This window comes from Pseudomonas sp. IT-P218 (assembly GCF_949767605.1).
GTDB lineage: Bacteria > Pseudomonadota > Gammaproteobacteria > Pseudomonadales > Pseudomonadaceae > Aquipseudomonas > Aquipseudomonas putida_AE.
The window spans coordinates 495,214-522,015 of sequence record NZ_CATKQQ010000011.1 but is presented as its reverse complement, the minus strand read 5'-3'; the positions used below and the strand labels follow the sequence as shown (position 1 = coordinate 522,015).

The following is a 26,802-nucleotide window of genomic DNA, read 5'->3' as shown; positions in this document are numbered from 1 at the left end:
GGGTTTGGCCTCCACGTATCCCAATGACCAACCACCAGCATTTCGCTTGCGGCACCCAGGTCATCGTGTCGACACGTGTGTGGATTTAGGCTTTTCGGGGCATCCCCGGAAAGCGGCGCATTTTATACCACAAGGATGGAAAAAACGGAACCCGGATTCTCAAATCGGGGCGAACGCACATCGCCAGCCCTTGGAATCCGCCCAGAATGCACCATTCTATAAGGAGAAGCGATGCACTGAGCCGCGGATTTGCGCTGATCGTCTGTTAGAATCGCGTTTTTCAGGGCTGCGAAGATCGATCGCGCAACGCCCTTTTCGTCAAGAAAGCGCCATCGAGCGCAGAGAGAGCCTGTATGACCGTCACCCTCAAAACCCCCGAGGACATCGCAAAAATGCGCGTCGCCGGCAAACTGGCCGCCGATGTGCTGGAAATGATTGCTGAACATGTCAAACCGGGCGTTACCACCGATCAACTGAACCAGATCTGCCACGACTATATCGTCAACGAGCAGAAGGCCATCCCTGCCCCGCTGAACTACAAGGGCTATCCCAAGTCGATCTGCACCTCGATCAACCATGTGGTCTGCCACGGCATCCCGAACGACAAGCCGCTCAAGGATGGCGACACCCTGAACATCGACGTCACCGTGATCAAGGATGGCTACCACGGCGACACCAGCCGCATGTTCCACGTCGGCAGCGTGCCGGTCTGGGCCGAGCGCCTGTCGCAAGTGACCCAGGAATGCATGTACAAGGCGATCGAGATCGTCAAGCCCGGCTGCCGCCTGGGCGACATCGGTGAAATCATCCAGAAGCACGCCGAGAAAAACGGTTTTTCGGTGGTTCGTGAGTTCTGCGGCCACGGCATCGGCAAGGTGTTCCATGAAGAGCCGCAGATCCTGCACTACGGCCGTGCCGGTACCGGCATGGAACTGAAGGCCGGCATGACCTTCACCATCGAGCCGATGATCAACCAGGGCAAGGCCGACACCAAGGTGCTGGGCGATGGCTGGACCGCGATCACCAAGGACCGCAAGCTGTCGGCACAGTGGGAACACACCCTGCTGGTGACCGAGACCGGTTACGAGATCTTCACCCTGCGCAGCGATGACACCATCCCCCGCGTTTCGGCCTGATCCGCTCACCGAACCCAGCCTATAGAAAGGAAAGCCAATCAATGCCGCAGGTGGATCCCGAACTCTTCGATCGTGGCCAGTTCCAGGCTGAACTGGCCCTGAAGGCCAGCCCGATCGCGGCCTTCAAGAAGGCGATCCGCCAGGCGCGCGAAGTGCTCGACGGACGCTTTCGCAGCGGCCGGGACATTCGCCGATTGATCGAGGACCGTGCCTGGTTCGTCGATAACCTCCTGCAAAAGGCCTGGGAGCAGTTCGACTGGAGTGAGGACGCCGACATCGCGCTGGTCGCGGTCGGCGGCTACGGTCGTGGCGAGCTGCACCCCTACTCCGACATCGACCTGTTGATCCTGCTCGACAGCGCCGACCACGAGGTTTTCCGCGATTCCATCGAGCGCTTCCTGACCCTGCTGTGGGACATCGGCCTGGAAGTCGGCCAGAGCGTTCGGTCGGTCGAGGAGTGCGCCATCGAAGCCCGCGCCGACCTGACAGTCGTCACCAACCTGATGGAAAGCCGCACCATCTGCGGCCCGGAGCACTTGCGCCAGCGCATGCTGGATGTCACCAGCACCGCGCACATGTGGCCGAGCAAGGACTTCTTCCTGGCCAAGCGCGCCGAGCAGAAAGCCCGTCACCACAAGTACAACGACACCGAATACAACCTGGAACCCAACGTCAAGGGCTCGCCCGGCGGCCTGCGGGATATCCAGACGATTCTGTGGGTGGCCCGTCGCGAGTACGGCACCTTGAACCTGCGGGCACTGGCCGGCGAAGGTTTCCTGGTCGAAAGCGAAAACGCCTTGCTGGCCTCCTCCCAGGAGTTCCTGTGGAAGGTCCGCTACGCCCTGCACATGCTCGCCGGGCGCGCCGAAGACCGCCTGCTGTTTGATCACCAGCGCACCATTGCCGGGCTGCTGGGCTTTGAAGGGGACGACGCCAAGCAGGCCGTCGAGAACTTCATGCAGCAGTATTTCCGCGTGGTCATGAGCATTGCCCAGCTCAGCGACCTGATCATCCAGCACTTCGAGGAAGTCATCCTCGCACCGGAGGATGCAGCGCCGCCACAGCCGGTCAACTCGCGCTTCCAGCTGCACGACGGCTACATCGAGGCGCGTAACGACAATGTGTTCCGCCGCACGCCGTTCGCCATGCTCGAGATCTTCGTGCTGATGGCCCAGCAACCGGAAATCAAGGGCGTACGCGCCGACACCATTCGTCTGCTGCGCGAAAATCGCCACCTGATCGACGACAACTTCCGCAACGACATTCGCAACACCAGCCTGTTCATCGAGCTGTTCAAATGCAAGATCGGCATCCACCGCAACCTGCGCCGGATGAACCGTTACGGCATTCTCGGGCGTTATCTGCCGGAGTTCGGTTTCATCGTCGGTCAGATGCAGCACGACCTGTTCCACATCTACACGGTCGACGCCCACACCCTGAACCTGATCAAGCACCTGCGTAAGTTGCAGTACACCCAGGTTTCGGAAAAATTCCCGCTGGCCAGCAAGCTCATGGCCAAGCTGCCCAAGCCTGAACTGATCTACCTCGCCGGGCTGTATCACGACATCGGCAAGGGCCGGCATGGCGATCACTCGGAGATCGGCGCGGTGGACGCCGCCGCCTTCTGCCAACGCCATCAACTGCCGGTGTGGGACAGCCGCCTGATCGTCTGGCTGGTGCAAAACCATCTGGTGATGTCGACCACGGCCCAGCGCAAGGATTTGTCCGACCCGCAGGTGATCCATGATTTCGCCTTGGCCGTGGGCGATGAAACCCGCCTCGACTACCTGTACGTGCTGACGGTCGCCGACATCAACGCCACCAACCCGACCCTGTGGAATTCCTGGCGGGCCAGCCTGCTGCGCCAGCTCTACACCGAGACCAAGCGCGCCCTGCGTCGTGGCCTGGAAAACCCGGTGGACCGCGAAGAACAGATCCGCCAGACCCAGAGCGCCGCGCTGGACATCCTCGTGCGGGGCGGCACCGACCCGGACGACGTCGAGCAGTTGTGGGCGCAATTGGGTGACGACTATTTCCTGCGCCACACCGCCGGCGACGTCGCCTGGCACAGCGATGCGATCCTCCAGCAGCCGGCCGACGGCGGGCCGCTGGTGCTGATCAAGGAAACCACCCAACGCGAGTTCGAGGGCGGCACGCAGATCTTCATCTACGCACCGGACCAGCACGACTTCTTCGCCGTGACCGTGGCCGCGATGGACCAGCTCAACCTGAACATCCATGACGCGCGGGTCATCACCTCCAGCAGCCAGTTCACCCTCGACACCTACATTGTGCTCGACACCGACGGCGACTCGATCGGCGATAATCCGGCGCGGGTCAAGCAGATCCGTGACGGCCTGGCCGAAGCCCTGCGCAACCCGGACGACTACCCGACCATCATCCAGCGCCGAGTGCCGCGCCAGCTCAAGCATTTCGCCTTTGCGCCACAGGTGACGATCCACAATGACGCCCAGCGTCCGGTGACCGTCCTGGAACTGACCGCCCCTGACCGCCCTGGCCTGCTGGCACGGGTCGGCACGATTTTCCTGGAGTTCGACCTGTCGCTGCAAAACGCCAAGATCGCCACCCTCGGCGAGCGCGTGGAAGACGTGTTCTTCATTACCGACGCGAACAACCAGCCGTTGTCCGACCCGTTGTTGTGCAGTCGGTTACAAGACGCAATCGTCGAGCAGTTGAGTGTTAACCAGGAACCCGATATCAAATTGTCGCGCATCAGTATCTGAATCAAAAAACCGCCCCCTGTAGGAGCTGGCTTGCCAGCGATGGACTAATAGGCGCCGCGTTTACCCTGTAAAAACGCGTCATCGTTAACGACCATCGCTGGCAAGCCAGCTCCTACAAAGGGCCGGCCAGCCGCCACACCGAACGAGATCTACCGATGAACAACGCCCTGACCCAGCTCCAGCCCTACCCGTTCGAAAAGCTCCGCGCCCTGCTCGGCAGCGTCACGCCCAACCCCGACAAGCGCCCTATCGCGCTGTCGATCGGCGAACCCAAGCACCGCTCGCCAAGCTTCGTCGCCGAGGCCCTGGCCAGCAACCTGGATCAGATGGCCGTGTACCCGACCACCCTCGGCATCCCGGCCCTGCGCGAAGCCATCGGCGCCTGGTGCGAGCGTCGCTTCGGCGTGCCGAACGGCTGGATCGACCCGGCGCGCAACGTGCTGCCGGTCAACGGTACCCGCGAAGCGCTGTTCGCCTTCACCCAGACCGTGGTCAATCGTGGCGACGATGCGCTGGTGGTCAGCCCGAACCCCTTCTATCAGATCTACGAAGGCGCCGCGTTCCTCGCCGGGGCCAAGCCGCACTACCTGCCGTGCCTGGACGAAAACGGCTTCAACCCGGATTTCGATGCCGTTTCCCCGGACATCTGGAAACGCTGCCAGATCCTGTTCCTGTGCTCGCCGGGTAACCCGACCGGCGCTCTGATTCCGGTCGAGACCCTGAAGAAGCTGATCGCCCTGGCTGACGAACACGACTTCGTGATCGCTGCGGACGAGTGCTACAGCGAGCTGTATTTCGACGAACAGACCCCGCCGGCCGGGCTGCTCAGCGCCTGCGTGGAATTGGGTCGCAAGGACTTCAAGCGTTGCGTGGTCTTCCACAGCCTCTCCAAGCGCTCCAACCTGCCGGGCCTGCGTTCTGGCTTCGTGGCCGGTGACGCGGATATCCTCAAGGGCTTCCTGCTCTATCGCACCTACCACGGCTGCGCGATGCCGGTTCAAACCCAACTGGCCAGCGTCGCCGCGTGGAACGACGAAGTGCACGTACGCGCCAACCGTGCGCTGTATCGCGAAAAGTATGACGCCGTGCTGGAAATCCTCAGCCCGGTGCTGGACGTGCAACGCCCGGACGGCGGTTTTTATCTGTGGCCGAATGTGGCCGGTGACGACGCAGCCTTCTGCCGCGACCTGTTCGAGCAGGAGCACGTGACCGTGGTGCCGGGCTCCTACCTGTCGCGGGATGTCGATGGCGTCAATCCGGGTGCCGGCCGTGTGCGCATGGCGCTGGTTGCGCCGTTGGCCGAGTGTGTCGAGGCTGCGCAACGTATCCGCGACTTCATCCAGCGCCGCAAATAACCGCGGGGTTATTTCACCTGGCCGAGCTTGGCTTCACTCAGATCCAGCTCACCCAACACCTCACGCAACACGTCATCGCCGATCTGGTGATGACGACTGAGGCTGTACAGCTCCAGGCGCTGCGCCCGCAGCGCCTTCAAGCGCAAACGCCGCTCCAGCAAATCCATCTGGAACGCCAGTGCCTGGGCTTCGGCCGAGTCATTGAACACCTCCAGCTGATGCCGATATTCGGACATGATCCGCGCCTTGAGCTCTGCCGCCAGCGCCGCTTGAGCAGCGTCCTGTGGGTTGACCTCTTCGGTTTCGAGGGCATGGATCGCCGCTTCGGCGGTTTTGCGCCAGGCATCGCGCACTTCATTGCGGCGCTTGTCGTCCGGGCTTTTCTCGATGCCGCGCAGCAGCAACGGCAAGGCAATGCACGCGGCGATCAACGACAGCAGAATCACCCCGGCGGCGATGAAGATCAGCAGGTCGCGCTCGGGAAATGCGTCGCCCCCCATGAGCATCGGCACCGACAACACACCCGCCAGCGTCACCGCCCCGCGCACGCCACCGACGGTCAGCAACCAGCAGGAGCGCGCGCTCGGCACCCGGGTGATCTCATCCTTGCCACGCCAGCGCCGCAGCACAATGGACAGGCGCCAGATGCTTTGCACCCAGACGAACCGCAGCACCAGCAACACCAGGAAAATCGCCAGCACATCGAAGCATCGATACAACAGCGTCGGCCACAGCGAGGTTTCATGGCTGGCCACGGCCTTGACGATGTCCGGCAACTGCAAGCCCAGCAGCAGGAAGATCAGGCCATTGAAGGCGAACTCGAGCAATGACCAGACGCTGCGATTGAGCAGCCGCGTGTTGGTCTGGCGCGGCAGCAGATCGAGCCAGCTCTGCATCATCCCCGCCGCGACCGCCGACAGGATGCCCGACGCCCCCACGCGCTCGGCCAGCACGTAAGCGGCAAACGGCAGCAACAACATGAAGACGACGTGGGTGGCCGGGTCATCCCAGCCACGGGCGATCATCCATGAGCGCAGGCGCCCCACCAACCAGCTCAATGCCACGCCGATGGCCAGGCCACCCACCGCCACCAAGACGAAGGTGACACTGGCGTTGGCCAGCGAGAACGCCCCGGTCACTGCCGCCACAAGGGCGAACTTGAACGTCACCAGACCCGAGGCATCGTTCATCAAGGCCTCGCCCTGCAGGATGTGCATCAAGGGCGTGGGCAAGCGATTCTGCGAGATCGCCGAGACCGCCACGGCGTCCGTGGGCGACAGCACTGCGGCCAAGGCAAAGGCTACCGGAAGCGGGATAGTCGGCAGCAACCAGTGAATGAAATACCCGGCGCCGACCACGGTAAACAGCACCAACCCTACCGCCAGAGTCAGGATCGGGCCACGTAGTTGCCAGAATTCACGCTTGGGCATGCGCCAACCGTCGGAAAACAACAAAGGCGGCAGGAACAGGAACAGAAACAATTCAGGGTCCAACGCCACATGCAGGCCGAGGGTCGGCCAGGCCAGCAAGGCGCCCGCGGCAATTTGTACCAACGGCAGTGGCAGCGGGATCACCCGCCCGAGCAAGCGCGAAACGCCTACCAGCATCAACAGGATCAGGACGGTGTAGGCGGTTTGCATAAAACGGAAATCTCAGACGATCGACAGCGTTGAACTGCCATATTAGCCGCTTAGGATACGTCTGACCGTTGTACCTATGTCGCAGCCCCCGTGTGGGAGCCAGCCTGCTGGCGATGGCGGCGCCAAATTCAATACTGATGCCGACAGATCCGACGCTATCGCCAGCAGGCTGGCTCCCACAGGTTTTGCAGTGGGAAATCGACCTCAAGCGCCGCGAAACCGTCCGGCCATGGCATAATCCGACACCTTTTATTTCCGACACCTGTAAAGGGGGCGATTCCTTGACCGTTTCAAGTAAAACGTTGCACCTTTTCGGCATCAAGGCTTGCGACACCATGAAAAAGGCGCGCACCTGGCTCGATGAACACGCTGTCAGCTATGACTTCCATGATTACAAAGCGGTCGGTATCGACCGTGAACACCTGACCCAATGGTGCAACGAGCACGGCTGGGAAGTGGTGTTGAACCGTGCAGGCACGACCTTTCGCAAGCTCGACGACGAACGCAAAGCCGATCTCGACCAGCCGAAAGCCATCGAACTGATGCTCGCACAACCTTCGATGATCAAGCGCCCGGTGCTCGATCTCGGTGACCGAACCCTGATTGGCTTCAAGCCAGATATCTACGCGGCCGCGCTCAAGTAAGCAGCCCGTTCCAATTTGTTAGAGGTATCAACATGTCCACTACCCTGTTCAGCCTGGCCTTTGGTGTCGGCACTCAAAACCGCCAAGGCGCGTGGCTGGAAGTGTTCTACGCACAGCCACTGCTCAACCCTTCGGCCGAACTGGTTGCTGCCATCGCGCCGATCCTGGGCTACAGCGAAGGCAACCAGGCCATCACCTTCACCACCGCGCAAGCTTCGCAGCTGGCTGAAGCGGTGAAAGGCGTCGACGCTGCCCAGGCCGCCCTGCTGACCCGTCTGGCAGAGAGCCACAAGCCGCTGGTCGCCACCATCCTGGCTGAAGACGCACAACTGACCTCCACGCCTGAGGCCTACCTCAAGCTGCACCTGCTGTCCCATCGCCTGGTCAAGCCCCACGGCCTGAACCTGGCGGGCGTGTTCCCGCTGCTGCCGAACGTAGCCTGGACCAGCCAGGGCGCGATTGACCTGGCCGAACTGGCCGAGCACCAACTCGAAGCCCGCCTGCGCGGCGAGCTGCTGGAAGTGTTCTCGGTGGACAAGTTCCCGAAAATGACCGACTACGTGGTACCGGCCGGCGTGCGTATCGCTGACGCCGCGCGCCTGCGCCTGGGCGCCTATGTGGGCGAAGGCACCACCGTGATGCACGAAGGCTTCATCAACTTCAACGCCGGCACCGAAGGCCCGGGCATGATCGAAGGCCGCGTTTCCGCTGGCGTATTCGTCGGCAAGGGCTCGGACCTGGGCGGCGGTTGCTCGACCATGGGCACCCTGTCTGGCGGCGGCAACATCGTGATCAAGGTGGGCGAAGGCTGCCTGATCGGCGCCAACGCCGGTATCGGCATCCCGTTGGGCGATCGCAACACCGTTGAATCGGGCCTGTACGTGACCGCCGGTACCAAAGTGGCGCTGCTGGACGAGAACAACAAGCTGGTCAAGGTCGTGAAGGCCCGGGAACTGGCCGGCCAGGCCGACCTGCTGTTCCGCCGCAATTCGGAAACCGGTGCCGTGGAATGCAAAACCCACAAATCGGCCATCGAACTGAACGAAGCGCTGCACGCTCACAACTAAGCCTGTGGGAGCGAGCCTGCTCGCGATGGCGTCCTCGAAACCGCCATCGTGAGCAGAATCGAACCCATAATGGTCAGGCGTACACCCCGCCCATGTTCACCAGGGCCCGATAGCATGATGATTCTCTCTCCCTGGCGTGCCGACTTTCCGGCCATCGCCGCCCTGCAACGGCAAGGCCAGACCTATCTGGACAACGCCGCCACCACCCAAAAACCGCAAGCCCTGCTCGATGCCCTGGCGCATTACTACGCCAACGGCGCGGCCAACGTGCATCGGGCGCAACACCTGCCCGGCGCCCATGCCACCCAGGCGTTCGAGGACAGTCGGCGCAAAACCGCCCATTGGCTGAATGCCGGCGACAGCGGTCAAATTGTCTTTACCCACGGCGCGACTAGCGCGCTGAACCTCCTGGCCTATGGCCTGGAACCTCTTTTCAATCCAGGCGACGAGATTGTCATCAGCGCCCTGGAACACCACGCCAACCTGCTGCCGTGGCAGCAACTGGCGCACCGTCGCGACCTGAAGCTGGTGATCCTGCCGCTGGATGCCGACGGTGTGATCGACCTTGAAGCCGCCGCACCCATGATCGGCCCTCGCACACGTCTGCTGGCCGTCAGTCAGTTGTCCAACGTTATTGGCGCCTGGCAACCGTTACCCGCGCTGCTGGCGCTGGCCAAGGCACACAACGCCTTGACCGTGATCGACGGCGCCCAGGGCGTGGTCCATAGCCGCCATGACGTGCAGGCGTTGGGCTGCGACTTCTATGTATTTTCCAGCCACAAGCTCTACGGCCCCGATGGCCTGGGCGTTCTGTTCGGGCGCAATGAGGCGCTCAAGCAACTGCGCCATTGGCAGTTCGGCGGCGAAATGGTGCTGGACGCGGATTACCTCAGCGCGCGCTTTCGCCCTGCCCCGCTGGGTTTCGAGGCCGGAACGCCGCCGATTTCCAGTGTCATCGGGCTGGGGGCAACCCTGGATTACCTCGCCGGCCTCGACCAGGACGCGGTCTCGGCCCATGAAGCGGCGCTGCATGCCTGTCTGTTGAAAGGCCTTGAGTCACGCAACGGCATCCGGTTGCTAGGCAAACCGCAGGTGGCACTGGCCAGTTTTACCGTCGAAGGTGTGCATAACTCGGATCTGGCGCACTTGCTGACCGAACAGGGCATCGCCGTGCGCGCCGGTCATCACTGCGCCATGCCATTGCTCAAAAGTCTTGAGCTGTCCGGGGCGATTCGGGTGTCGTTGGCGTTGTACAACGATTCCGAGGATCTTCAACGGTTCTTTGAAGCGCTGGACCAGGCGCTGGAGTTGCTGCGATGAGCTTGCCCGCCGATGCCGTGACTGCACTCGCAACTTTTCAGGCTGCCGCTGGCTGGGAACAGCGTGCGCGTTTGCTGATGCAATGGGGCGAGCGTCTGCCCGCCCTGAGCGATGCGCAGATGTGCGACGGCAACCGGGTGCACGGCTGTGAAAGCCAGGTGTGGCTGGTGGGCGAGTTGCAGGGCGGTCATTGGCAGTTCAGCGCCAACAGCGATGCGCGGTTGATTCGCGGTTTGGTGGCATTGCTGCTGGCGCGGGTCAACGGCTTGTCAGCGGTCGAGTTGCGGCAGGTGGATTTGCCGGAGTGGTTCAATCAGTTGGGACTGGGGCGGCAGTTGTCGCAGTCGCGCAGTAACGGCTTGAATGCTGTTCTCCAGCGGATGCGGAGCCTAAGCGACGTGTAGGAGCTGCCGCAGGCTGCGATCTGTTGATCTTGATTTTCAAGATCAACAGATCGCAGCCTGCGGCAGCTCCTACAGGGGTTTGACCCGCTCCGCCGGCCGCCTTACACCCGCCACAATCTTGTCCACCGCCTTGGTCGCCGCGACCATGCCGAAGGTCGCCGTCACCATCATCACCGCGCCAAAGCCGCCGGCACAATCGAGCTTCACCCCATCACCGACAAAACTCTTCTGCAAACAAATGCTGCCATCCGGTTTCGGGTAGCGCAGTTGTTCGGTGGAGAACACGCACGGCACGCTGTAATGACGGGTCACGGTGCGCGAGAAGCCATAGTCGCGACGCAAGGTGGAGCGTACTTTCGAAGCCAGCGGGTCATTGAACGTGCGGTTGAGGTCGCAGACCTGGATCAGCGTCGGGTCGATCTGCCCGCCCGCACCGCCGGTGGTGATGATCTGGATCTTGCGCCGCTTGCACCAGGCGATCAGCGCCGCCTTGGCGTTGACGCTGTCGATGCAGTCGATCACGCAGTCGATGTTCGGCGTGATGTACTCGGCCATGGTCTCGCGCGTGACGAAATCCGGCACCGCGTGCACCGTGCAGTCCGGGTTGATCCCGCGCAGGCGCTCGGCCATCACCTCGACCTTGGGTTTGCCGACGGTGCTGTCCAGCGCATGCAACTGGCGGTTGGCGTTGCTCACGCAAACATCATCCAGATCGAACAGTGATATCTCGCCCACACCGCAACGCGCCATGGCTTCCGCCGCCCAGGAGCCGACGCCACCGACACCGACGATCGCCACATGCGCCGCTTTCAAGCGCTCAAGGCCTTCGATGCCATACAAACGGGCGATGCCTGCAAACCGCGGATCTTCTGTACTCATGACCATAACCCCAAAAACCGGCGGGCATTATATGGCGATATGAAGACAAAATCAGTTACATGAAAAACTGAAAGAACTTTAACGAAATCAAACTGCCCAATATCGGGTAATTCCCTGTCCGCTGTACGTTCAGAGAATGCCCAGTGTAGGATGCGCGCCCCTCGGCGGTCCGACCGTTCCTTCGTTCCACAGTCTTTGGAACCCGAAATAACTATGTCATCGCGTAAATTTGGACTCAACCTGGTGGTGGTGCTCGCCATCGCTGCCTTGTTTACCGGCTTCTGGGCGCTGATCAACCGCCCGGTGACCGCCCCCAACTGGCCCGAACAGATCTCCGGCTTCTCGTACTCACCTTTCCAGCAGGGTCAATTCCCGCAGAAAGAGCAGTACCCGACCGACGATCAAATGCGTCGTGACCTGGAGATCATGAGCAAGTTGACGGACAACATCCGTACTTACTCGGTCGACGGTACGCTGGAGAACATTCCCAAGCTGGCGGAAGAGTTTGGCCTGCGCGTGACGCTGGGGATCTGGATCAGCCCGGACCAGGAGCGCAACGAGCGCGAAATCACCCGCGCCATCGAAATCGCCAACACCTCACGCAGTGTGGTTCGCGTGGTGGTCGGTAACGAAGCGATCTTCCGCAAGGAAATCACCGCCCAGGAACTCAGCGTCATGCTCGACCGCGTCCGCGCTGCCGTGAAAGTGCCGGTGACCACGTCCGAACAGTGGCACGTCTGGGAAGAGCACCCGGAACTGGCCAAGCACGTCGACCTGATCGCCGCCCACGTGCTGCCGTACTGGGAATTCATCCCGATGGACAAGGCCGGGCAGTTCGTCCTCGACCGCGCCCGCGACCTGAAAAAGATGTTCCCGAAAAAACCGCTGCTGCTCTCCGAAGTGGGCTGGCCGAGCAACGGCCGCATGCGCGGGGGCGCCGATGCGTCGCCGGCAGACCAGGCGATCTACCTGCGAACCCTGGTCAACAAGCTCAACCGCCAGGGCTTCAACTACTTCGTGATCGAAGCCTTCGACCAGCCGTGGAAGGCCAGTGACGAAGGCTCGGTGGGTGCTTATTGGGGCGTGTTCAACGCCGCGCGCCAACAGAAATTCAACTTCGAAGGCCCGGTGGTCGCCATTCCGCAATGGCGCGTGCTGGCCGTGGGTTCGGTGGTGCTGGCCCTGCTGTCGTTGACCCTGTTGATGATCGACGGCTCGGCGTTGCGCCAGCGTGGCCGCACCTTCCTGACCTTTATCGCGTTCCTCTGCGGTTCGGTGCTGGTGTGGATCGGTTATGACTACAGCCTGCAATACAGCACCTGGTTCAGCCTGACCGTGGGGTTCCTGCTCGCCCTCGGTGCGCTCGGGGTGTTCATCGTGTTGCTGACCGAGGCCCATGAACTGGCCGAGGCCGTGTGGGTGCACAAGCGCCGACGCGAGTTCCTGCCGGTGGAAGGCGACTCCAGCTACCGTCCGAAAGTGTCGATCCATGTGCCGTGCTACAACGAGCCGCCGGAGATGGTCAAACAGACCCTCAACGCCCTGGCCAACCTCGACTATCCGGACTTCGAAGTCCTGATCATCGACAACAATACCAAGGACCCGGCCGTCTGGGAGCCGGTGCGCGATTACTGCGCAACCCTCGGCCCGCGCTTCAAGTTCTTCCACGTCGCGCCCCTGGCCGGTTTCAAGGGCGGCGCGCTGAACTACCTGATTCCGCACACCGCCAAGGATGCCGAAGTGATCGCGGTGATCGATTCCGATTATTGCGTGCACCCCAACTGGCTCAAGCACATGGTGCCGCACTTCGCCGATCCGAAGATCGCCGTGGTGCAGTCGCCGCAGGACTACCGCGACCAGAACGAAAGTACCTTCAAGAAGCTCTGCTACGCCGAGTACAAAGGTTTCTTCCACATCGGCATGGTCACCCGCAACGACCGTGACGCGATCATCCAGCACGGCACCATGACCATGACCCGCCGCTCGGTGCTCGAAGAATTGGGCTGGGCCGACTGGTGCATCTGTGAAGACGCCGAGCTGGGCCTGCGGGTGTTCGAAAAAGGCCTGTCGGCGGCGTATTACCACGACAGCTACGGCAAAGGCTTGATGCCCGACACCTTCATCGACTTCAAGAAACAGCGTTTCCGCTGGGCCTACGGCGCGATCCAGATCATCAAGCGTCACACCCGCAGCCTGCTGCGCGGCAAGGACACCGAGCTGACGCGCGGCCAGCGCTACCACTTCCTCGCGGGCTGGCTGCCATGGGTGGCCGATGGCATGAACATCTTCTTTACCGTCGGCGCGCTGTTGTGGTCGGCGGCGATGATCATCGTGCCGCAACGGGTCGACCCGCCGCTGCTGATTTTCGCCATCCCGCCCCTGGCGCTGTTCGTGTTCAAGGTCGGCAAGATCATCTTCCTCTACCGTCGCGCGGTGGGCGTGAACCTCAAGGATGCCTTCTGCGCGGCGCTGGCCGGGCTGGCGTTGTCGCACACCATCGCCAAGGCGGTGTTGTACGGTTTCTTCACCAGCAGCATTCCGTTCTTCCGCACGCCGAAGAATGCCGATAACCACGGCTTCTGGGTGGCGATTTCCGAGGCCCGCGAAGAAGTGTTCATCATGTTGCTGTTGTGGGGCGCGGCCCTGGGGATCTACCTGGTGAACGGCATGCCGAGCAACGACATGCGCTTCTGGGTGACCATGTTGCTGGTGCAGTCGCTGCCGTACCTGGCCGCCCTGATCATGGCGTTCCTGTCGTCGCTGCCCAAGCCGTCGGTCGAAGTGCAAGCGGCACCCGTGGTCTAAATAAGGCCGGATACACTAAACGGCGGCCAATGGTCGCCGTTTTGCTTTAAGATAACCGCCATTTTGCGGGGCTTGGCGTGATATCCATCCCTGTGGGAGCCAGCCTGCTGGCGATGGCAATGTAACAATCACCGTTTATGTTGACTGCCACACCGCCATCGCCAGCAGGCTGGCTCCCACATTCAGTCCGCGCCCATATTCATGATCTCCGGAGTTTTCCATGACGGCCCACGCCGACCTTTCGCCGACCCTTCAACTCGCCATCGACCTGATCCGCCGTCCGTCCGTGACCCCGGTCGACGCCGATTGCCAGAAGCAGATGATGCAGCGCCTGGGCGATGCCGGTTTTGCCCTGGAACCGATGCGCATCGAAGATGTGGATAACTTCTGGGCCACCCACGGCAAACACGACGGCCCGGTGCTGTGCTTCGCCGGCCACACCGACGTGGTACCGACGGGCCCGGTGACGGCCTGGCAGATCGACCCGTTCAATGCGGTGATCGACGAGCACGGCATGCTCTGCGGCCGTGGCGCGGCGGACATGAAAGGCAGCCTGGCGTCGATGACCGTGGCCGCCGAGCGTTTCGTCGCCGACTACCCGGATCACAAAGGCAAGGTCGCCTTCCTGATCACCAGTGATGAAGAAGGCCCGGCGCATCACGGCACCAAGGCAGTGGTTGAGCGCCTGGCTGCGCGCAAGGAGCGTCTGGACTGGTGCATCGTCGGCGAACCGTCGAGCACCACCCTGGTCGGTGACGTGGTCAAGAATGGCCGTCGCGGCTCACTCGGTGCCAAGCTGACCGTACGCGGTGTGCAGGGCCACGTGGCCTATCCGCACTTGGCGAAGAACCCGATCCACCTCGCCGCCCCGGCCCTCGCGGAACTCGCCGCCGAGCACTGGGACCATGGCAACGATTTCTTCCCGCCGACCAGTTTCCAGATTTCCAACGTCAACTCCGGCACCGGCGCGACCAACGTGATCCCGGGTGACCTGGTCGCCGTGTTCAACTTCCGCTTCTCCACCGAGTCCACCGTCGAAGGCCTGCAAAAGCGCGTCGCCGACATCCTCGACAAGCACGGCCTGGACTGGCACATCGACTGGGCATTGTCCGGCCTGCCGTTCCTCACCGAGCCGGGCGCGCTGCTCGATGCGGTGTCGTCGAGCATCAAGGACATCACCGGTCGGGACACCAAGGCGTCCACCAGTGGGGGCACCTCCGACGGCCGCTTCATCGCCACCATGGGCACGCAAGTAGTCGAACTGGGGCCGGTCAACGCGACCATCCACCAGGTCAACGAGCGCGTACTGGCGGCTGACCTCGACGTGCTGACCGAGATTTACTACCAGACCCTGATCAAGTTGCTCGCCTGATGCTCGCGTGTCCGATCTGCAGCGAACCGCTGGGCGCGGTGGACAACGGCGTGGCCTGCCCCGCCGGGCATCGTTTCGACCGCGCGCGCCAGGGTTACCTGAACCTGTTGCCGGTGCAGCACAAGAACAGCCGCGACCCTGGGGATAACCAGGCAATGGTCGAAGCCCGCCGCGACTTCCTCAACGCCGGCCATTACGCGCCGGTGGCCAGGCGCCTGGCGGAGCTGGCTGCCGGCTACGCGCCACAGCGCTGGGTCGACATCGGCTGTGGCGAGGGTTACTACACCGCGCAGATCGCCGACGCCTTGCCGGAGGCCGACGGCTACGCCCTGGACATTTCCCGGGAAGCGGTCAAGCGTGCGTGCAAACGCAATCCCGGGCTCACCTGGTTGATCGCCAGCATGGCCCGCGTACCTCTGGCGTCGGGCAGCTGTCAGTTCCTCGCCAGCGTCTTCAGCCCGCTGGATTGGGACGAAGCCAAACGCCTGCTCAGCCCCGGCGGCGGCCTGATGAAAGTCGGACCGACCAGCGGCCACCTGATGGAATTACGCGAGCGGCTGTACGACGAAGTGCGCGAGTACATCGACGACAAGCACCTGGACCTGGTGCCCGAAGGCATGGCGCTGGCGCACAGTGAAACCCTGACCTTCAAACTGACGCTAACCAGCGGCCAGGACCGGGCGAACCTGCTGGCCATGACGCCCCACGGCTGGCGTGCGAGTGCCGAACGCCGGGCAGCGGTGATCGAGCAGGTCGAACCCTTCGAGGTCACCGTATCGATGCGCTACGATTATTTCGTACTTCAATAACTTCAAACATTTTTGGCCTTGGGCAACGGCCCGAGGCCGGCTAAATCCGCGAATGGATTTTTCAGACACGCAGTGAGGACATCCATGCGCCAACCCGATATCGAGATTTACCTGAAAGACGCCGACGTCGACCACAAGGCCATCTCGGCCTGGCTCGGCACGGCTCTGGGCCCGTGCACCGACTGGGTACAGAAAGGCCAGACCTACAAGTGCAAGGCGGGGAATGTGCCGGTGACCTGGTTGCCAAAAGCCGTAGGAAAGTGGAACAGCCTGTACCTGGAAAGCGACCAGACGCCGTGGGACGACGACATCGCCTGCGCTCGCGCCGCGTTTGCCGCGCTGAACGTCGAAGTGCGCTGCGCACCGGGTAGCTGGGTCGAGGAAGAAGGCGAAGAGACGGCGGATCGCTGGATTCGCATCAGCGCCGATGGTGAAGAAGAGATCACCTGGAAAACCGCGTAAACGACGCCAATCACATGTGGGAGCGGGCTTGCTCGCGAATGCGGTGTGTCAGTAGCCATCAACGTTGACTGACACACCGCATTCGCGAGCAAGCCCGCTCCCACATGGGTTCTGGCTGATCTGAAGATCCGAGTTACAGACCTACGACATCCTCAGCCTGCAACCCCTTCTCGCCAGTCACCACCCCATACTCAACCTGCTGGCCTTCGGTCAGCGAACGATGCCCTTCGCCGCGAATCGCGCGGTAATGCACGAACACGTCCACCCCGTCCTCGCGTTGAATAAAGCCGTAGCCCTTGGCGTCGTTGAACCACTTCACGTTGCCGGTTTCGCGCGTAGCCATTTTCAGTACCCCCGTTGTTTTTATTTTGAGCGGCCGAGTATATGACAGGCACAGAAACTCTCAACTACAGATTGGTTGACCGCTTTTTTGCCGATTTTCGATGAATACGGCACACTATCGAGCGCCCGAGCAACCGCTCGGTTTTATTCACTCACGCAGAAGCCGTATGACCCGTTCCCCGTTCCGCCGTCTTGTGTTTGGCACCCTGCGCCGACTGTTGTACCTCTGGGTTCGCTCGGAGACGATCAACCAGTCGTCGTTCACCCTCAACCTCGACCGCAGTCGTCCGGTGTTCTACGTCCTGCAAAACCCTTCGCTGACCGACCTCGCCGTGGTCGACACCGAATGCACCAAGGCTGGCCTGCCGCGTCCAGTGTTGCCGGTATCGGTGGGCAACCTGCTGGAACCGGCCGCGTTCTTCTACCTGACCCCGGACCCGGACTGGCTCGGCCGCCAGGACAAGCGCGGTGCGCCGCCCACCCTGACCCGCCTGGTCAGCGCCTTGAGCCAGAACGCCGCCGAAGACGCGCAGATCATTCCGGTCAGCGTGTTCTGGGGCCAGTCGCCGGACAGCGAAAACAGTCCATGGAAACTGTTGTTCGCCGACAGCTGGGCGGTCACCGGGCGCCTGCGTCGCCTGCTCAGCATCATCGTGCTGGGACGCAAGACCCGCGTGCAGTTCTCCGCGCCCATCCACCTGCGCGAACTGATCGACCATAACAAGGGCCACGAGCGCACCGTGCGCATGGCCCAGCGTATCCTGCGGGTGCACTTCCGCAACCTGAAGGCCGCAGTGATCGGCCCGGACATTTCCCACCGGCGCAACCTGGTCAAGGGCCTGGTCAACCAGCCCCTGGTCCGGCAAGCGATCCTCGACGAAGCCGAGCGCGAGAACATCTCGCCGGAGAAAGCCAAGGCCCAGGCCCTGCGCTATGGCAACGAGATCGCCTCGGACTACACCTACACCGCTATCCGTTTCCTGGAAGTGGTGCTGAGCTGGTTCTGGAACAAGATCTACGACGGCATCAAGGTCAACCACATCGAAGGCGTACAGAAGGTCGCCCAGGGTCACGAAGTGATCTACGTCCCGTGCCACCGCAGCCACATCGACTACCTGCTGCTGTCGTACCTGCTGTTTCGCAACGGCCTGACCCCGCCGCACATCGCCGCCGGCATCAACCTTAACATGCCGGTGATCGGCAGCCTGCTGCGCCGTGGCGGCGCGTTCTTCATGCGCCGCACGTTCAAGGGCAACCCGCTGTACACCTCGGTGTTCAACGAGTACCTGCATACCCTGTTCACCAAGGGCTTCCCGGTGGAGTACTTCGTCGAGGGCGGCCGTTCGCGCACAGGGCGCATGCTGCAGCCGAAGACCGGGATGCTGGCGATCACCCTGCGCAGCTTCCTGCGCTCGTCGCGCATGCCCATCGTCTTCGTGCCGGTGTACATCGGTTACGAGCGCGTGCTGGAAGGCCGCACCTACCTTGGCGAGTTGCGTGGCGCGACCAAGAAGAAAGAATCGATCTTCGACATCTTCAAAGTCATCGGCGCCCTCAAGCAGCGCTTCGGTCAGGTCGCGGTGAACTTCGGTGAGCCGATCAAACTCGCGGAATTCCTCGACAGCGAACAGCCGGACTGGCGCAAGCAGGAACTGGGCCCGCAGTTCAAACCCGCCTGGCTCAACGAAACCACCAACCGCCTCGGTGAGAAAGTCGCACAGCACTTGAACGAAGCGGCGGCGATCAACCCGGTCAACCTGGTCGCGCTGGCGCTGCTGTCCACCAGCCGCCTGGCCCTGGACGATCGCGCCATGGCGCGGGTGCTCGACCTGTACCTGGCGTTGTTGCGCAAAGTCCCGTACTCACCGCACACCACGTTGCCGGAAGGTGACGGCCGGGCGTTGATCGAGCATGTGAAGGACATGGACCTGCTCTCCGAGCAGAGCGATGCCTTGGGCAAGATTCTCTATCTGGACGAGCAGAACGCCGTCCTGATGACCTACTACCGCAACAACGTGCTGCACATCTTTGCGCTGCCGGCGCTGCTGGCGAGTTTCTTCCAGAGCGCGTCGCGCATGAGCCGCGAACAGATCCTGCGCTACACCCGTGCGCTGTACCCCTACCTGCAAGCAGAGTTGTTCATTCGCTGGTCGCTGGACGAGCTGGATGCGGTGATCGACCAGTGGCTGCAAGCCTTCGTCGAGCAAGGTCTGTTGCGCTTCGAAAACGACGTCTACCTGCGCCCGGCACCAAGTTCACGGCATTTCGTATTGCTGACGCTGCTGTCGAAAAGCATCGCCCAGACCTTGCAGCGCTTCTACATGACCGTCTCCCTGCTGCTCAACAGCGGCCAGAACAGCATCAGCGCCGAAGAACTGGAAGACCTGTGCACGGTCATGGCCCAGCGCCTGTCGATCCTGCATGGCCTGAACGCCCCGGAATTCTTCGACAAGAGCCTGTTCCGCCACTTCATCCAGACGATGCTCGACCTTGAAGTGCTCAAGCGCGACGAAGCCGGCAAGCTGAGCTACCACGAACTGCTCGGTGAACTGGCAGAAGGCGCGGCCAAGCGGGTATTGCCGGCGGAGATTCGCTTGTCGATCCGCCAGGTGGCGTTGCATCGCAGTGAAGATGCGGCGGATCAACCGCCACCCACCGCGCCCTGAAATTCCTGACGACCCTGAACATGGATGTTCAGGAAGATTCGTCGTGGATTTGCCGAATTCCCCTACAGGGGTTTGGCTAATTCAACCATATGCTTGGCACTCGTCATCTTCGACGAATCATTGGATAAGGAAATCATGATGAACAACGAACACACCAAGAGCATCAACGGTACCGTTCACTATCTGCAGAGGATCGGGCTCGCACCGAACTCGACACTTCAAGTCAGCCTGGAGGACGTCTCCCTGGCTGATGCACCGGCCAGGCAGCTCGCTGTCCAGGTTACCCGCAATGCTGAGACCGCCGGGTTGAGTTTCAATCTTGAGTACAGCACCGCGGATATTCAGCCAGGTCACACCTACGCAATCCGTGCACAAATCGAAAACGAAGGACGGCTCATCTTCATCAACACTGAACGCTACCCGGTAGAGTTGGGTGTCGACTATTTGCAGCCACTGGACATACGGGTCGACAACGTCGCCGCAACCGCGCAGCCGGATGCCTGATGTAATGCCAGGTGCCTGGATCGGTTTGCGAGGCGATATTGCAGGCGAAATCCGTTAAATTGTCGTTGGCGCTGCTCTTCTTCACGCGCCAATGACAAGGATCCGCTTCATGAAAAAAATCCGTTTTACCGCCCTGTGCGCAGGTTTGATGATCTCTGCCAGCGCTATGGCGCTGTCCCTCACTGACCTGTCGCAGAAAGACGCCACCGGCGGACTCAAGGACGCCCTGACCCAAGGCGCGCAACTGGCCGTGAAACAACTCGGCACCCCGGGCGGCTTCAGCAACAACCCGGACGTGAAGATCGAACTGCCGGGCAAACTGGGCAAGGTCGCCAGCAAAATGAAACAGTTCGGCATGGGTGATCAGGTCGATCAACTGGAAACCAGCATGAACAAAGCGGCGGAAACCGCCGTGACCCAGGCCCAGCCGATCCTCGTCGACGCGGTGAAGAAAATGTCCGTTGCAGACGCCAAGGGCATCCTCAGTGGCGGCAATGACTCGGCCACCCAGTACCTGAACAAGACCAGCCGCGAACAGATCCGCGCCAGGTTCCTGCCGATCGTCAAGCAAGCCACCGACCAGGTCGGCCTGGCCCAGCAGTACAACTCGTTCGTCGGCCAGGCCGCGACCATGGGCGTGATCGACGCGAAGAGTGCCAACGTCGAGAACTATGTGACCGAACAGGCGTTGAACGGCTTGTTCGAGATGATCGGCAAACAGGAAGAAACCATCCGCCAGAACCCGGCGGCTGCGGCGACCAGTTTGGCCAAGAAAGTATTCGGCACACTGTAACAACCACCTGTAGGAGCTGCCGCAGGCTGCGATCTCTTGATTTTGATTTAAAAAACAAGATCTAAAGATCGCAGCCTTCGGCAGCTCCTACCCGCTCAAAAAAACCGGACTCCGACAACCAACGATCAAAGCTCTCGGCATTAACCAGACTTTTCCTATAAGCCTCGGTAAAGCTGCTGACAGCACGCAGCACCACCCAACACTGGAAATCGATGAAGTACGTCAGGTCCAGGTCATCCGCTTCGCTATTGAGATAGGAGCGTCCGTATTTCACCGGCGCATTGCGTAGCAAGACGCTGATCGCGATGTAACGAAACGCCGAGAAATCATTCTTGAACATGAACCAGTAGAACAACGCCCGTGCGACGCGACCGTTGCCATCACGAAATGGATGCTCATAACCCAGCGCGAAATGCAGCGCGATACCCTTGATCAACGGGTGCAGGTAATCCGCGCGATGCGGATCGTCATGGGATTGATTGATCCACCTCGACAGCACCCGCAATCGAGCCGCGAGCCCCGCGGCGGGAGGCGGAACATGAACCGTATTGCCCTGGCCGTCCTGCACCACCACGTCATCGTTGAGCCGCAGAACCCCCGGCGAGCAACAGGCTGGCGTACTGCGCTGTGCGGGCTTTCGGCGTTCCTTGTGTGGCGATTTTGTCAGCAAATCGAAAACCGGGTCCGACCTCCCCTTCAGCATGGGTGGCTTTTTCATTGGTGCCGTCTCAAAACTTGTGAAACCGAGTCTTGAGTACAACATCCGGGCCTCTGGGGCTCAATATCGGACGGTTCTGATATGGCTGTAGGAAGTTCCGCTGGCTCGAGTTGGCTGTCAGGCCGCCATCGCCGGCAAGCCAGCGCCTACAGTAGATCGGGTACAGCCGCGAGCAAATGGTCGGCCCGAAGGCCGCCCAAGGTCAGATCGGCTCTTTCTTGACCCGGAACCAGGCCGCATACAATGCCGGCAAAAACAACAGCGTCAACGCCGTCGCCACAATCAAACCACCCATGATCGCCACCGCCATCGGCCCGAAGAACACACTGCGCGACAGCGGTATCATCGCCAGAACAGCCGCCAGCGCGGTCAACACAATCGGCCGGAACCGCCGCACCGTAGCCTCGATGATCGCCTGCCAGGGTTTCAACCCGGCAGCGATATCCTGCTCGATCTGATCCACCAGGATCACCGAGTTACGCATGATCATCCCCGACAACGCGATGGTCCCGAGCATGGCCACAAAGCCGAACGGCTGGCGGAACACCATCAGGAACAGCGTCACTCCGATCAGGCCCAAGGGCGCCGTCAGGAACACCATTGCCGTGCGTGAGAAACTGCGCAACTGCAGCATCAGCAAGGTCAACACCACCACGATGAACAACGGCACGCCAGCCTTCACCGAGTTCTGCCCGCGTGCCGAGTCTTCCACGGTACCGCCGACATCCAGCAAGTAGCCGTCGGGCAGTTCAGCGCGGATCGGATCAAGTGTCGGCATGATCTGCTGCACCAAAGTCGCCGGTTGTTCCTTGCCATAGATGTCGGCACGCACAGTGACGTTGGGCAGGCGATTGCGGTGCCAGATCACGCCTTCTTCAAAGCCGTATTCCAGGGTCGCAATCTGCGACAGGGCCACGCTGCGGCCATTGTCGGTCGGCACCGCCAGGCTTGGCAGCAGCGACAGCTCGGTGCGCTCGTGCAAGGTGCCGCGCAACAGGATCTCGATCAACTCGTTGTCTTCGCGGTACTGGCTGACGCTGGAACCGGTCAGCGAGCTCTGCAGGAACTTCGACAGGTTCGCCGTGCTCACCCCCAGGGCCCGCGCACGGTCCTGATCGATGTTCAGGTACACCACCTTGCTCGGCTCTTCCCAGTCCAGGTGGACGTTGACCACATGGGGGTTTTCGCGAACCTTGGCCGCGACTTTGCGGGCCAGTGCGCGGACTTCCTCGATGTGCTCACCGGTCACCCGGAACTGCACCGGATAGCCAACCGGCGGGCCGTTTTCCAGGCGCGTGACCCGCGAGCGCAAGGCCGGGAATTGTTCGTTGAGGGTGGTGATCAGCCAGGTGCGCAGGGGTTCGCGATCCTCGATGGTTTTCGCCAGGACGACAAACTGGGCGAAGCTCGCGGCGGGCAGCTGCTGATCCAACGGCAGGTAAAAACGCGGCGAACCGGTGCCGACGTAGGCCACGTAGTTGTCGATTCCGGCTTTGTCCTTGAGCAACGCTTCGAGGCGCTTGACCTCTTCGGCCGTATTGCTCAGGGATGCGCCTTCGGCCAGCTTCAGGTCGACCATCAACTCCAGACGGCCGGATGCCGGGAAGAACTGTTGCGGCACGAAGCGGAACAGCACGATGGAGGCAATGAACAGCACCACGGTCGCGGTGATCACGGTTTTACGCCAGCGCACGCACCATTCCACCAGACGCCGAACGCGCTGATAAAACGGCGTAGCGTAAGGATCGGGTTGGCCGGCTCCGTGTTTGGCTGCATGAATTTTCGCCAGGTCCGGCAGGAGTTTTTCCCCCAGGTACGGCACGAAGAGCACCGCCGCCACCCAGGATGCCAGCAGCGCAATGGTCACCACTTCGAAGATCGAACGGGTGTATTCGCCGGTACCCGATTGCGCGGTGGCGATCGGCAGGAAGCCGGCGGCGGTGATCAGCGTGCCGGTGAGCATCGGGAAGGCGGTACTGGTCCAGGCATAGCTCGCCGCCTTGATCCGGTCGAAGCCCTGCTCCATTTTGATCGCCATCATTTCCACGGCGATGATGGCGTCGTCCACCAGCAAGCCCAGCGCCAGCACCAGTGCGCCGAGGGAAATCTTGTGCAGGCCAATCCCCAGGTAATACATGCAGGCGAACGTCATCGCCAGCACCAGCGGAATGGCCAGGGCCACCACCATGCCGGTGCGCACACCGAGGGAGAAGAAGCTCACCAGCAACACGATGGCCAGCGCTTCGACCAACACCTGGACGAACTCGCCGACCCCGGTTTTCACCGCGGCCGGTTGGTCGGAGACCTTGCGCAATTGCATGCCGGCCGGGAGATTCTTCTGGATACGGGCAAACTCGATTTCCAGGGCCTTGCCCAGCACCAGGATGTCACCACCGTCCTTCATCGCCACCGCCAGGCCGATGGCGTCTTCAGCCATGAAGCGCATGCGCGGAGCCGGTGGATCGTTGAACCCGCGACGCACGTTCGCGACATCCGAGATGCGGAACGTCCGATCGCCGACGCGAATCGGGAAGTTCTTGATCTCCTCTACCGTCTGAAAATTCCCCGAGACCCGTAGCTGCAATCGCTCGCTGGTGGTTTCAAAGAACCCCGCGGTGGACACCGCATTCTGTTCTTCAAGGGCTTGTTGCACCGCCGCCAAGGGCAGCCCGAGGGTGGCGAGCTTGACGTTGGACAGCTCGATCCAGATCTTTTCGTCCTGCAAACCGAGCAGGTCGACCTTGCCTACATCCTTGACCCGCTGCAGCTGGATCTGGATGCGGTCGGCGTAGTCCTTGAGCACGGCGTAATCGAAACCTTCGCCGGTCAGTGCGTAGATATTGCCGAAGGTGGTGCCGAATTCATCGTTGAAGAACGGCCCCTGGATACCCGGCGGCAGGGTATGACGAATGTCGCTGACCTTCTTGCGCACCTGATACCAGAGTTCCGGGATATCCACCGAGTGCATGGAGTCACGGGCGATGAAGGTTACCTGGGATTCACCGGGGCGGGAGAACGACACGATGCGCTCGTACTCGCCGGTTTCCATCAGCTTCTTTTCAATGCGTTCGGTGACCTGGCGCGAGACTTCCTGCGCGGTCGCTCCCGGCCAGTTGGTGCGGATCACCATGGCCTTGAAGGTGAAGGGCGGGTCTTCGCTTTGACCCAGCTTGGTGTAGGACAATGCGCCGACGATCGCCAGCAAGAGCATCAGGAACAGGACGATCTGGCGATTGCGCAGTGCCCAGGCGGAAAGATTGAAACCCATCGGGGATTACTCCTTGTCCGCCAGATTGACCACGCGGTTGGAGCGATCCACCGGGCGTACGGCCTGCCCGTCGAGAAGCACATGGACGCCGGCGGCCACCACCCAGTCGCTGGCATTGAGGCCTTCAAGCACCGGAACGCTTTTCTCACCGAAGGCGCCGACCCGCACCGGGGTCTTCTTCAAGGTGTTGTTGGCGCTGACGACCCAGACGTAGGTCACGCCGTTTTCCGCAGTCAGCGCCGACAGTGGCACCGACAACGCCACGGCTTCGCCCGTCTGCACGAAGACACGGGCGCTCTGGCCGAGTTCGGCCGGCACCTTGCCGGCATTGAAGGCGATACGTGCGGCGAAGGTGCGGGACTTGGGATCAGCGGCCGGCGACAGCTCGCGGATGTGTCCGGCGAAGCGTTGATCCGGTTGCGTCCACAACTCCACCGCCACCGGCTGGCCGACCTTGAAGCGGCCGAAGCTTTGCTCCGGCAGGCTGATCAACACTTCACGCTCGCCATCGGTGGCCAGGGTGAACACCGTTTGCCCGGCCGCGACCACTTGCCCGACTTCCACCGCACGCTTGGCAACGATGCCATCCTGCGGCGCGCGCAATACCGCGTAACTGGCCTGGTTGGTCGAGACGTTGAATTCGGCCTTGATCTGTTTAAGGCGCGCTTCACCGGAGCGGTACAGGTTTTCGTGATTGTCGTACTGCGAGCGGCTGACCAGCTGACGCTCCATCAGGGTTTTGTAACGATCACGTTCGGCGCGCACCATGTTCAGGTTGGCCTCGGCGGCCGCGACCTGGGCGCGGGTGGCTTCCAGTTGCAGGCGCACGTCCTGGGGGTCGAGTTCTGCCAGTGGCTGATCGGCCTTGACCCGCTGCCCTTCGTCGACCAGTCGTCGGCTGACTTTGCCGCCAATGCGGAACGCCAGGTCCGGTTCAAAACGGGCGCGCACTTCACCGGGATAACTTTCCATCGCCTGGGCCGAAGGCTCTGGCTGGACCACCATGGCCGGGCGCACGCTGGCCACGGGCGCCTCCTCGTGACCACACGCGGTCAATAAGAACGCCAGGCTGACTGGCAACGCGAGGGGCAAGGCATAGCGGAACATGGTGAAGGACCTTTCGCCAATGGTGCTTGGAATAATTATACTGACGAGTATGTTATTAATAGCAAACTCACCAGTCCAGTAATAAAAGCGAATATGCCGAACAATCTTTCAGCACCCAATGGCCCGGGCCGCCCCAAGGATCTGGCCAAGCGCCAGGCGATCCTCGATGCAGCGAAAACGCTGTTTCTGACCAAGGGTTATGCCAACACCAGCATGGATGCAGTCGCTGCGCAGGCCGGGGTGTCGAAGCTGACGGTCTACAGCCACTTCAACGACAAGGAGACGCTGTTCTCCGCTGCCGTGGTGGCCAAGTGCGAGGAGCAATTGCCGTCGCTGTTCTTTGAATTGCCCGAAGGCGTGGCCGTGCAAACGGTACTGCTGAACATCGCCCGCGGCTTTCACCAACTGATCAACAGCGACGAGTCGGTGAACCTGCACCGGTTGATCATGGCCCTGGGCAGCCAGGACCCGAAACTCTCGCTGATCTTCTTCGAGGCCGGGCCACAGCGCATGCTGCACGGCATGGAGCGGTTGCTGGCGCGGATCGACGAAAGTGGCGTGCTGAGCATCGATAAACCGCGCAACGCAGCGGAGCACTTCTTCTGCCTGCTCAAGGGCGCGGCGAATTTTCGGTTGCTTTACGGTTGCGGCGAGCCGTTGACCGGCGATGCGGCGGAGAGCCATGTGCAGGAAGTGGTGGGGTTGTTCATGCGGGCTTATCGGCCTGAGTGAGCCTGATGGATTTGTAGTGATTGTGCCGGCGTATT

The 26,802-nt window shown here is 61.6% G+C and carries 20 protein-coding genes and 1 pseudogene; 15 read left to right on the top strand and 6 right to left on the bottom strand.

Annotated elements, in window-relative coordinates:
- Positions 1–353 precede the first annotated feature (353 nt).
- From map to dapC, 3 genes are all read left to right on the top strand, one after another.
- Complete coding sequence (gene map / locus ACM6I6_RS09100; RefSeq protein ID WP_414919786.1) at positions 354–1,136, top strand: type I methionyl aminopeptidase; 783 nt, start codon at positions 354–356, stop codon at positions 1,134–1,136.
- Between the two features lie 41 nt (positions 1,137–1,177).
- Positions 1,178–3,880, top strand: coding sequence for a [protein-PII] uridylyltransferase (locus tag ACM6I6_RS09095; RefSeq protein WP_274077170.1), 2,703 nt, complete (start codon positions 1,178–1,180; stop codon positions 3,878–3,880).
- 155 nt (positions 3,881–4,035) lie between these two features.
- A complete protein-coding gene (dapC, locus tag ACM6I6_RS09090) occupies positions 4,036–5,235 on the top strand; it encodes a succinyldiaminopimelate transaminase (protein ID WP_077184460.1) in 1,200 nt (399 codons plus the stop codon).
- Between the two features lie 8 nt (positions 5,236–5,243).
- On the opposite strand, the gene ACM6I6_RS09085 is transcribed toward dapC, so the two are convergent.
- Positions 5,244–6,875 carry a Na+/H+ antiporter gene (locus ACM6I6_RS09085; RefSeq protein ID WP_274077171.1) on the bottom strand — a complete coding sequence of 544 codons (1,632 nt, stop codon included), beginning with the start codon at positions 6,873–6,875 and terminating at the stop codon, positions 5,244–5,246.
- 281 nt (positions 6,876–7,156) lie between these two features.
- On the opposite strand from ACM6I6_RS09085, the gene ACM6I6_RS09080 reads away from it, so the two are divergent.
- From ACM6I6_RS09080 to ACM6I6_RS09065, 4 genes are all read left to right on the top strand, one after another.
- Positions 7,157–7,519, top strand: coding sequence for an ArsC family reductase (locus ACM6I6_RS09080; RefSeq protein WP_046816507.1), 363 nt, complete (start codon positions 7,157–7,159; stop codon positions 7,517–7,519).
- Positions 7,520–7,551: 32 nt separating this feature from the next.
- Positions 7,552–8,586 carry a 2,3,4,5-tetrahydropyridine-2,6-dicarboxylate N-succinyltransferase gene (gene dapD, locus ACM6I6_RS09075; protein WP_274077172.1) on the top strand — a complete coding sequence of 345 codons (1,035 nt, stop codon included), beginning with the start codon at positions 7,552–7,554 and terminating at the stop codon, positions 8,584–8,586.
- A 114-nt stretch (positions 8,587–8,700) separates the two neighbouring features.
- Positions 8,701–9,906, top strand: a complete 1,206-nt coding sequence (locus ACM6I6_RS09070; protein WP_414919785.1) for an aminotransferase class V-fold PLP-dependent enzyme — start codon at positions 8,701–8,703, stop codon at positions 9,904–9,906.
- A complete protein-coding gene (locus tag ACM6I6_RS09065) occupies positions 9,903–10,310 on the top strand; it encodes a SufE family protein (RefSeq protein WP_414919784.1) in 408 nt (135 codons plus the stop codon). Before ACM6I6_RS09070 ends, ACM6I6_RS09065 begins: the two co-directional genes overlap by 4 nt.
- Positions 10,311–10,379: 69 nt before the next feature.
- Here ACM6I6_RS09065 and tcdA read toward each other — a convergent pair whose 3' ends face one another.
- Entirely contained in the window at positions 10,380–11,189 is an 810-nt protein-coding gene (gene tcdA, locus ACM6I6_RS09060) for a tRNA cyclic N6-threonylcarbamoyladenosine(37) synthase TcdA (RefSeq protein ID WP_406591888.1), read from the bottom strand.
- 213 nt (positions 11,190–11,402) lie between these two features.
- Between tcdA and ACM6I6_RS09055 the strand changes: the two genes are divergently transcribed.
- The 4 genes from ACM6I6_RS09055 to ACM6I6_RS09040 all read left to right on the top strand — a co-directional run bounded on the left by ACM6I6_RS09055 (position 11,403) and on the right by ACM6I6_RS09040 (position 16,637).
- Positions 11,403–13,994 carry a glycosyltransferase gene (locus ACM6I6_RS09055; protein WP_323608749.1) on the top strand — a complete coding sequence of 864 codons (2,592 nt, stop codon included), beginning with the start codon at positions 11,403–11,405 and terminating at the stop codon, positions 13,992–13,994.
- A 220-nt stretch (positions 13,995–14,214) separates the two neighbouring features.
- Positions 14,215–15,366 (top strand): succinyl-diaminopimelate desuccinylase, encoded by a 1,152-nt coding sequence (gene dapE / locus ACM6I6_RS09050; protein ID WP_323608748.1) that lies wholly within the window; start codon positions 14,215–14,217, stop codon positions 15,364–15,366.
- Positions 15,366–16,175: a putative RNA methyltransferase gene (locus tag ACM6I6_RS09045; RefSeq protein WP_414919783.1), complete on the top strand. Its 810-nt coding sequence runs from the start codon at positions 15,366–15,368 to the stop codon at positions 16,173–16,175. Before dapE ends, ACM6I6_RS09045 begins: the two co-directional genes overlap by 1 nt.
- 84 nt (positions 16,176–16,259) lie before the next feature.
- Entirely contained in the window at positions 16,260–16,637 is a 378-nt protein-coding gene (locus tag ACM6I6_RS09040; protein WP_046816499.1) for a hypothetical protein, read from the top strand.
- Between the two features lie 133 nt (positions 16,638–16,770).
- Here the strand turns inward: ACM6I6_RS09040 and ACM6I6_RS09035 are convergent, their stop codons facing one another.
- On the bottom strand, positions 16,771–16,980 hold the full coding sequence (locus ACM6I6_RS09035) for a cold-shock protein (RefSeq protein ID WP_008035470.1): 210 nt from the start codon (positions 16,978–16,980) through the stop codon (positions 16,771–16,773).
- Positions 16,981–17,146: 166 nt separating this feature from the next.
- On the opposite strand from ACM6I6_RS09035, the gene plsB reads away from it, so the two are divergent.
- The 3 genes from plsB to ACM6I6_RS09020 all read left to right on the top strand — a co-directional run bounded on the left by plsB (position 17,147) and on the right by ACM6I6_RS09020 (position 20,942).
- On the top strand, positions 17,147–19,645 hold the full coding sequence (gene plsB / locus ACM6I6_RS09030; RefSeq protein ID WP_274077179.1) for a glycerol-3-phosphate 1-O-acyltransferase PlsB: 2,499 nt from the start codon (positions 17,147–17,149) through the stop codon (positions 19,643–19,645).
- Between the two features lie 138 nt (positions 19,646–19,783).
- The gene (locus tag ACM6I6_RS09025; RefSeq protein ID WP_323608745.1) at positions 19,784–20,149 is read left to right on the top strand and encodes a YbaY family lipoprotein; all 366 of its coding nucleotides are present in this window, start codon (positions 19,784–19,786) and stop codon (positions 20,147–20,149) included.
- 109 nt (positions 20,150–20,258) lie between these two features.
- Positions 20,259–20,942, top strand: coding sequence for a DUF4197 domain-containing protein (locus tag ACM6I6_RS09020; RefSeq protein ID WP_414919782.1), 684 nt, complete (start codon positions 20,259–20,261; stop codon positions 20,940–20,942).
- Between the two features lie 61 nt (positions 20,943–21,003).
- On the opposite strand, the pseudogene ACM6I6_RS09015 reads toward ACM6I6_RS09020, so the two are convergent.
- The 3 genes and pseudogenes from ACM6I6_RS09015 to ACM6I6_RS09005 all read right to left on the bottom strand — a co-directional run.
- A pseudogene (locus tag ACM6I6_RS09015) lies at positions 21,004–21,546 on the bottom strand (Fic family protein); the annotation flags it as partial.
- Positions 21,547–21,862: 316 nt separating this feature from the next.
- Positions 21,863–24,928 carry an efflux RND transporter permease subunit gene (locus tag ACM6I6_RS09010; protein WP_274077182.1) on the bottom strand — a complete coding sequence of 1,022 codons (3,066 nt, stop codon included), beginning with the start codon at positions 24,926–24,928 and terminating at the stop codon, positions 21,863–21,865.
- A gap of 6 nt (positions 24,929–24,934) precedes the next feature.
- The gene (locus ACM6I6_RS09005; protein WP_414919781.1) at positions 24,935–26,035 is read right to left on the bottom strand and encodes an efflux RND transporter periplasmic adaptor subunit; all 1,101 of its coding nucleotides are present in this window, start codon (positions 26,033–26,035) and stop codon (positions 24,935–24,937) included.
- Positions 26,036–26,128: 93 nt separating this feature from the next.
- On the opposite strand from ACM6I6_RS09005, the gene ACM6I6_RS09000 reads away from it, so the two are divergent.
- Entirely contained in the window at positions 26,129–26,767 is a 639-nt protein-coding gene (locus ACM6I6_RS09000) for a TetR/AcrR family transcriptional regulator (RefSeq protein ID WP_323608741.1), read from the top strand.
- Positions 26,768–26,802 lie beyond the last annotated feature (35 nt).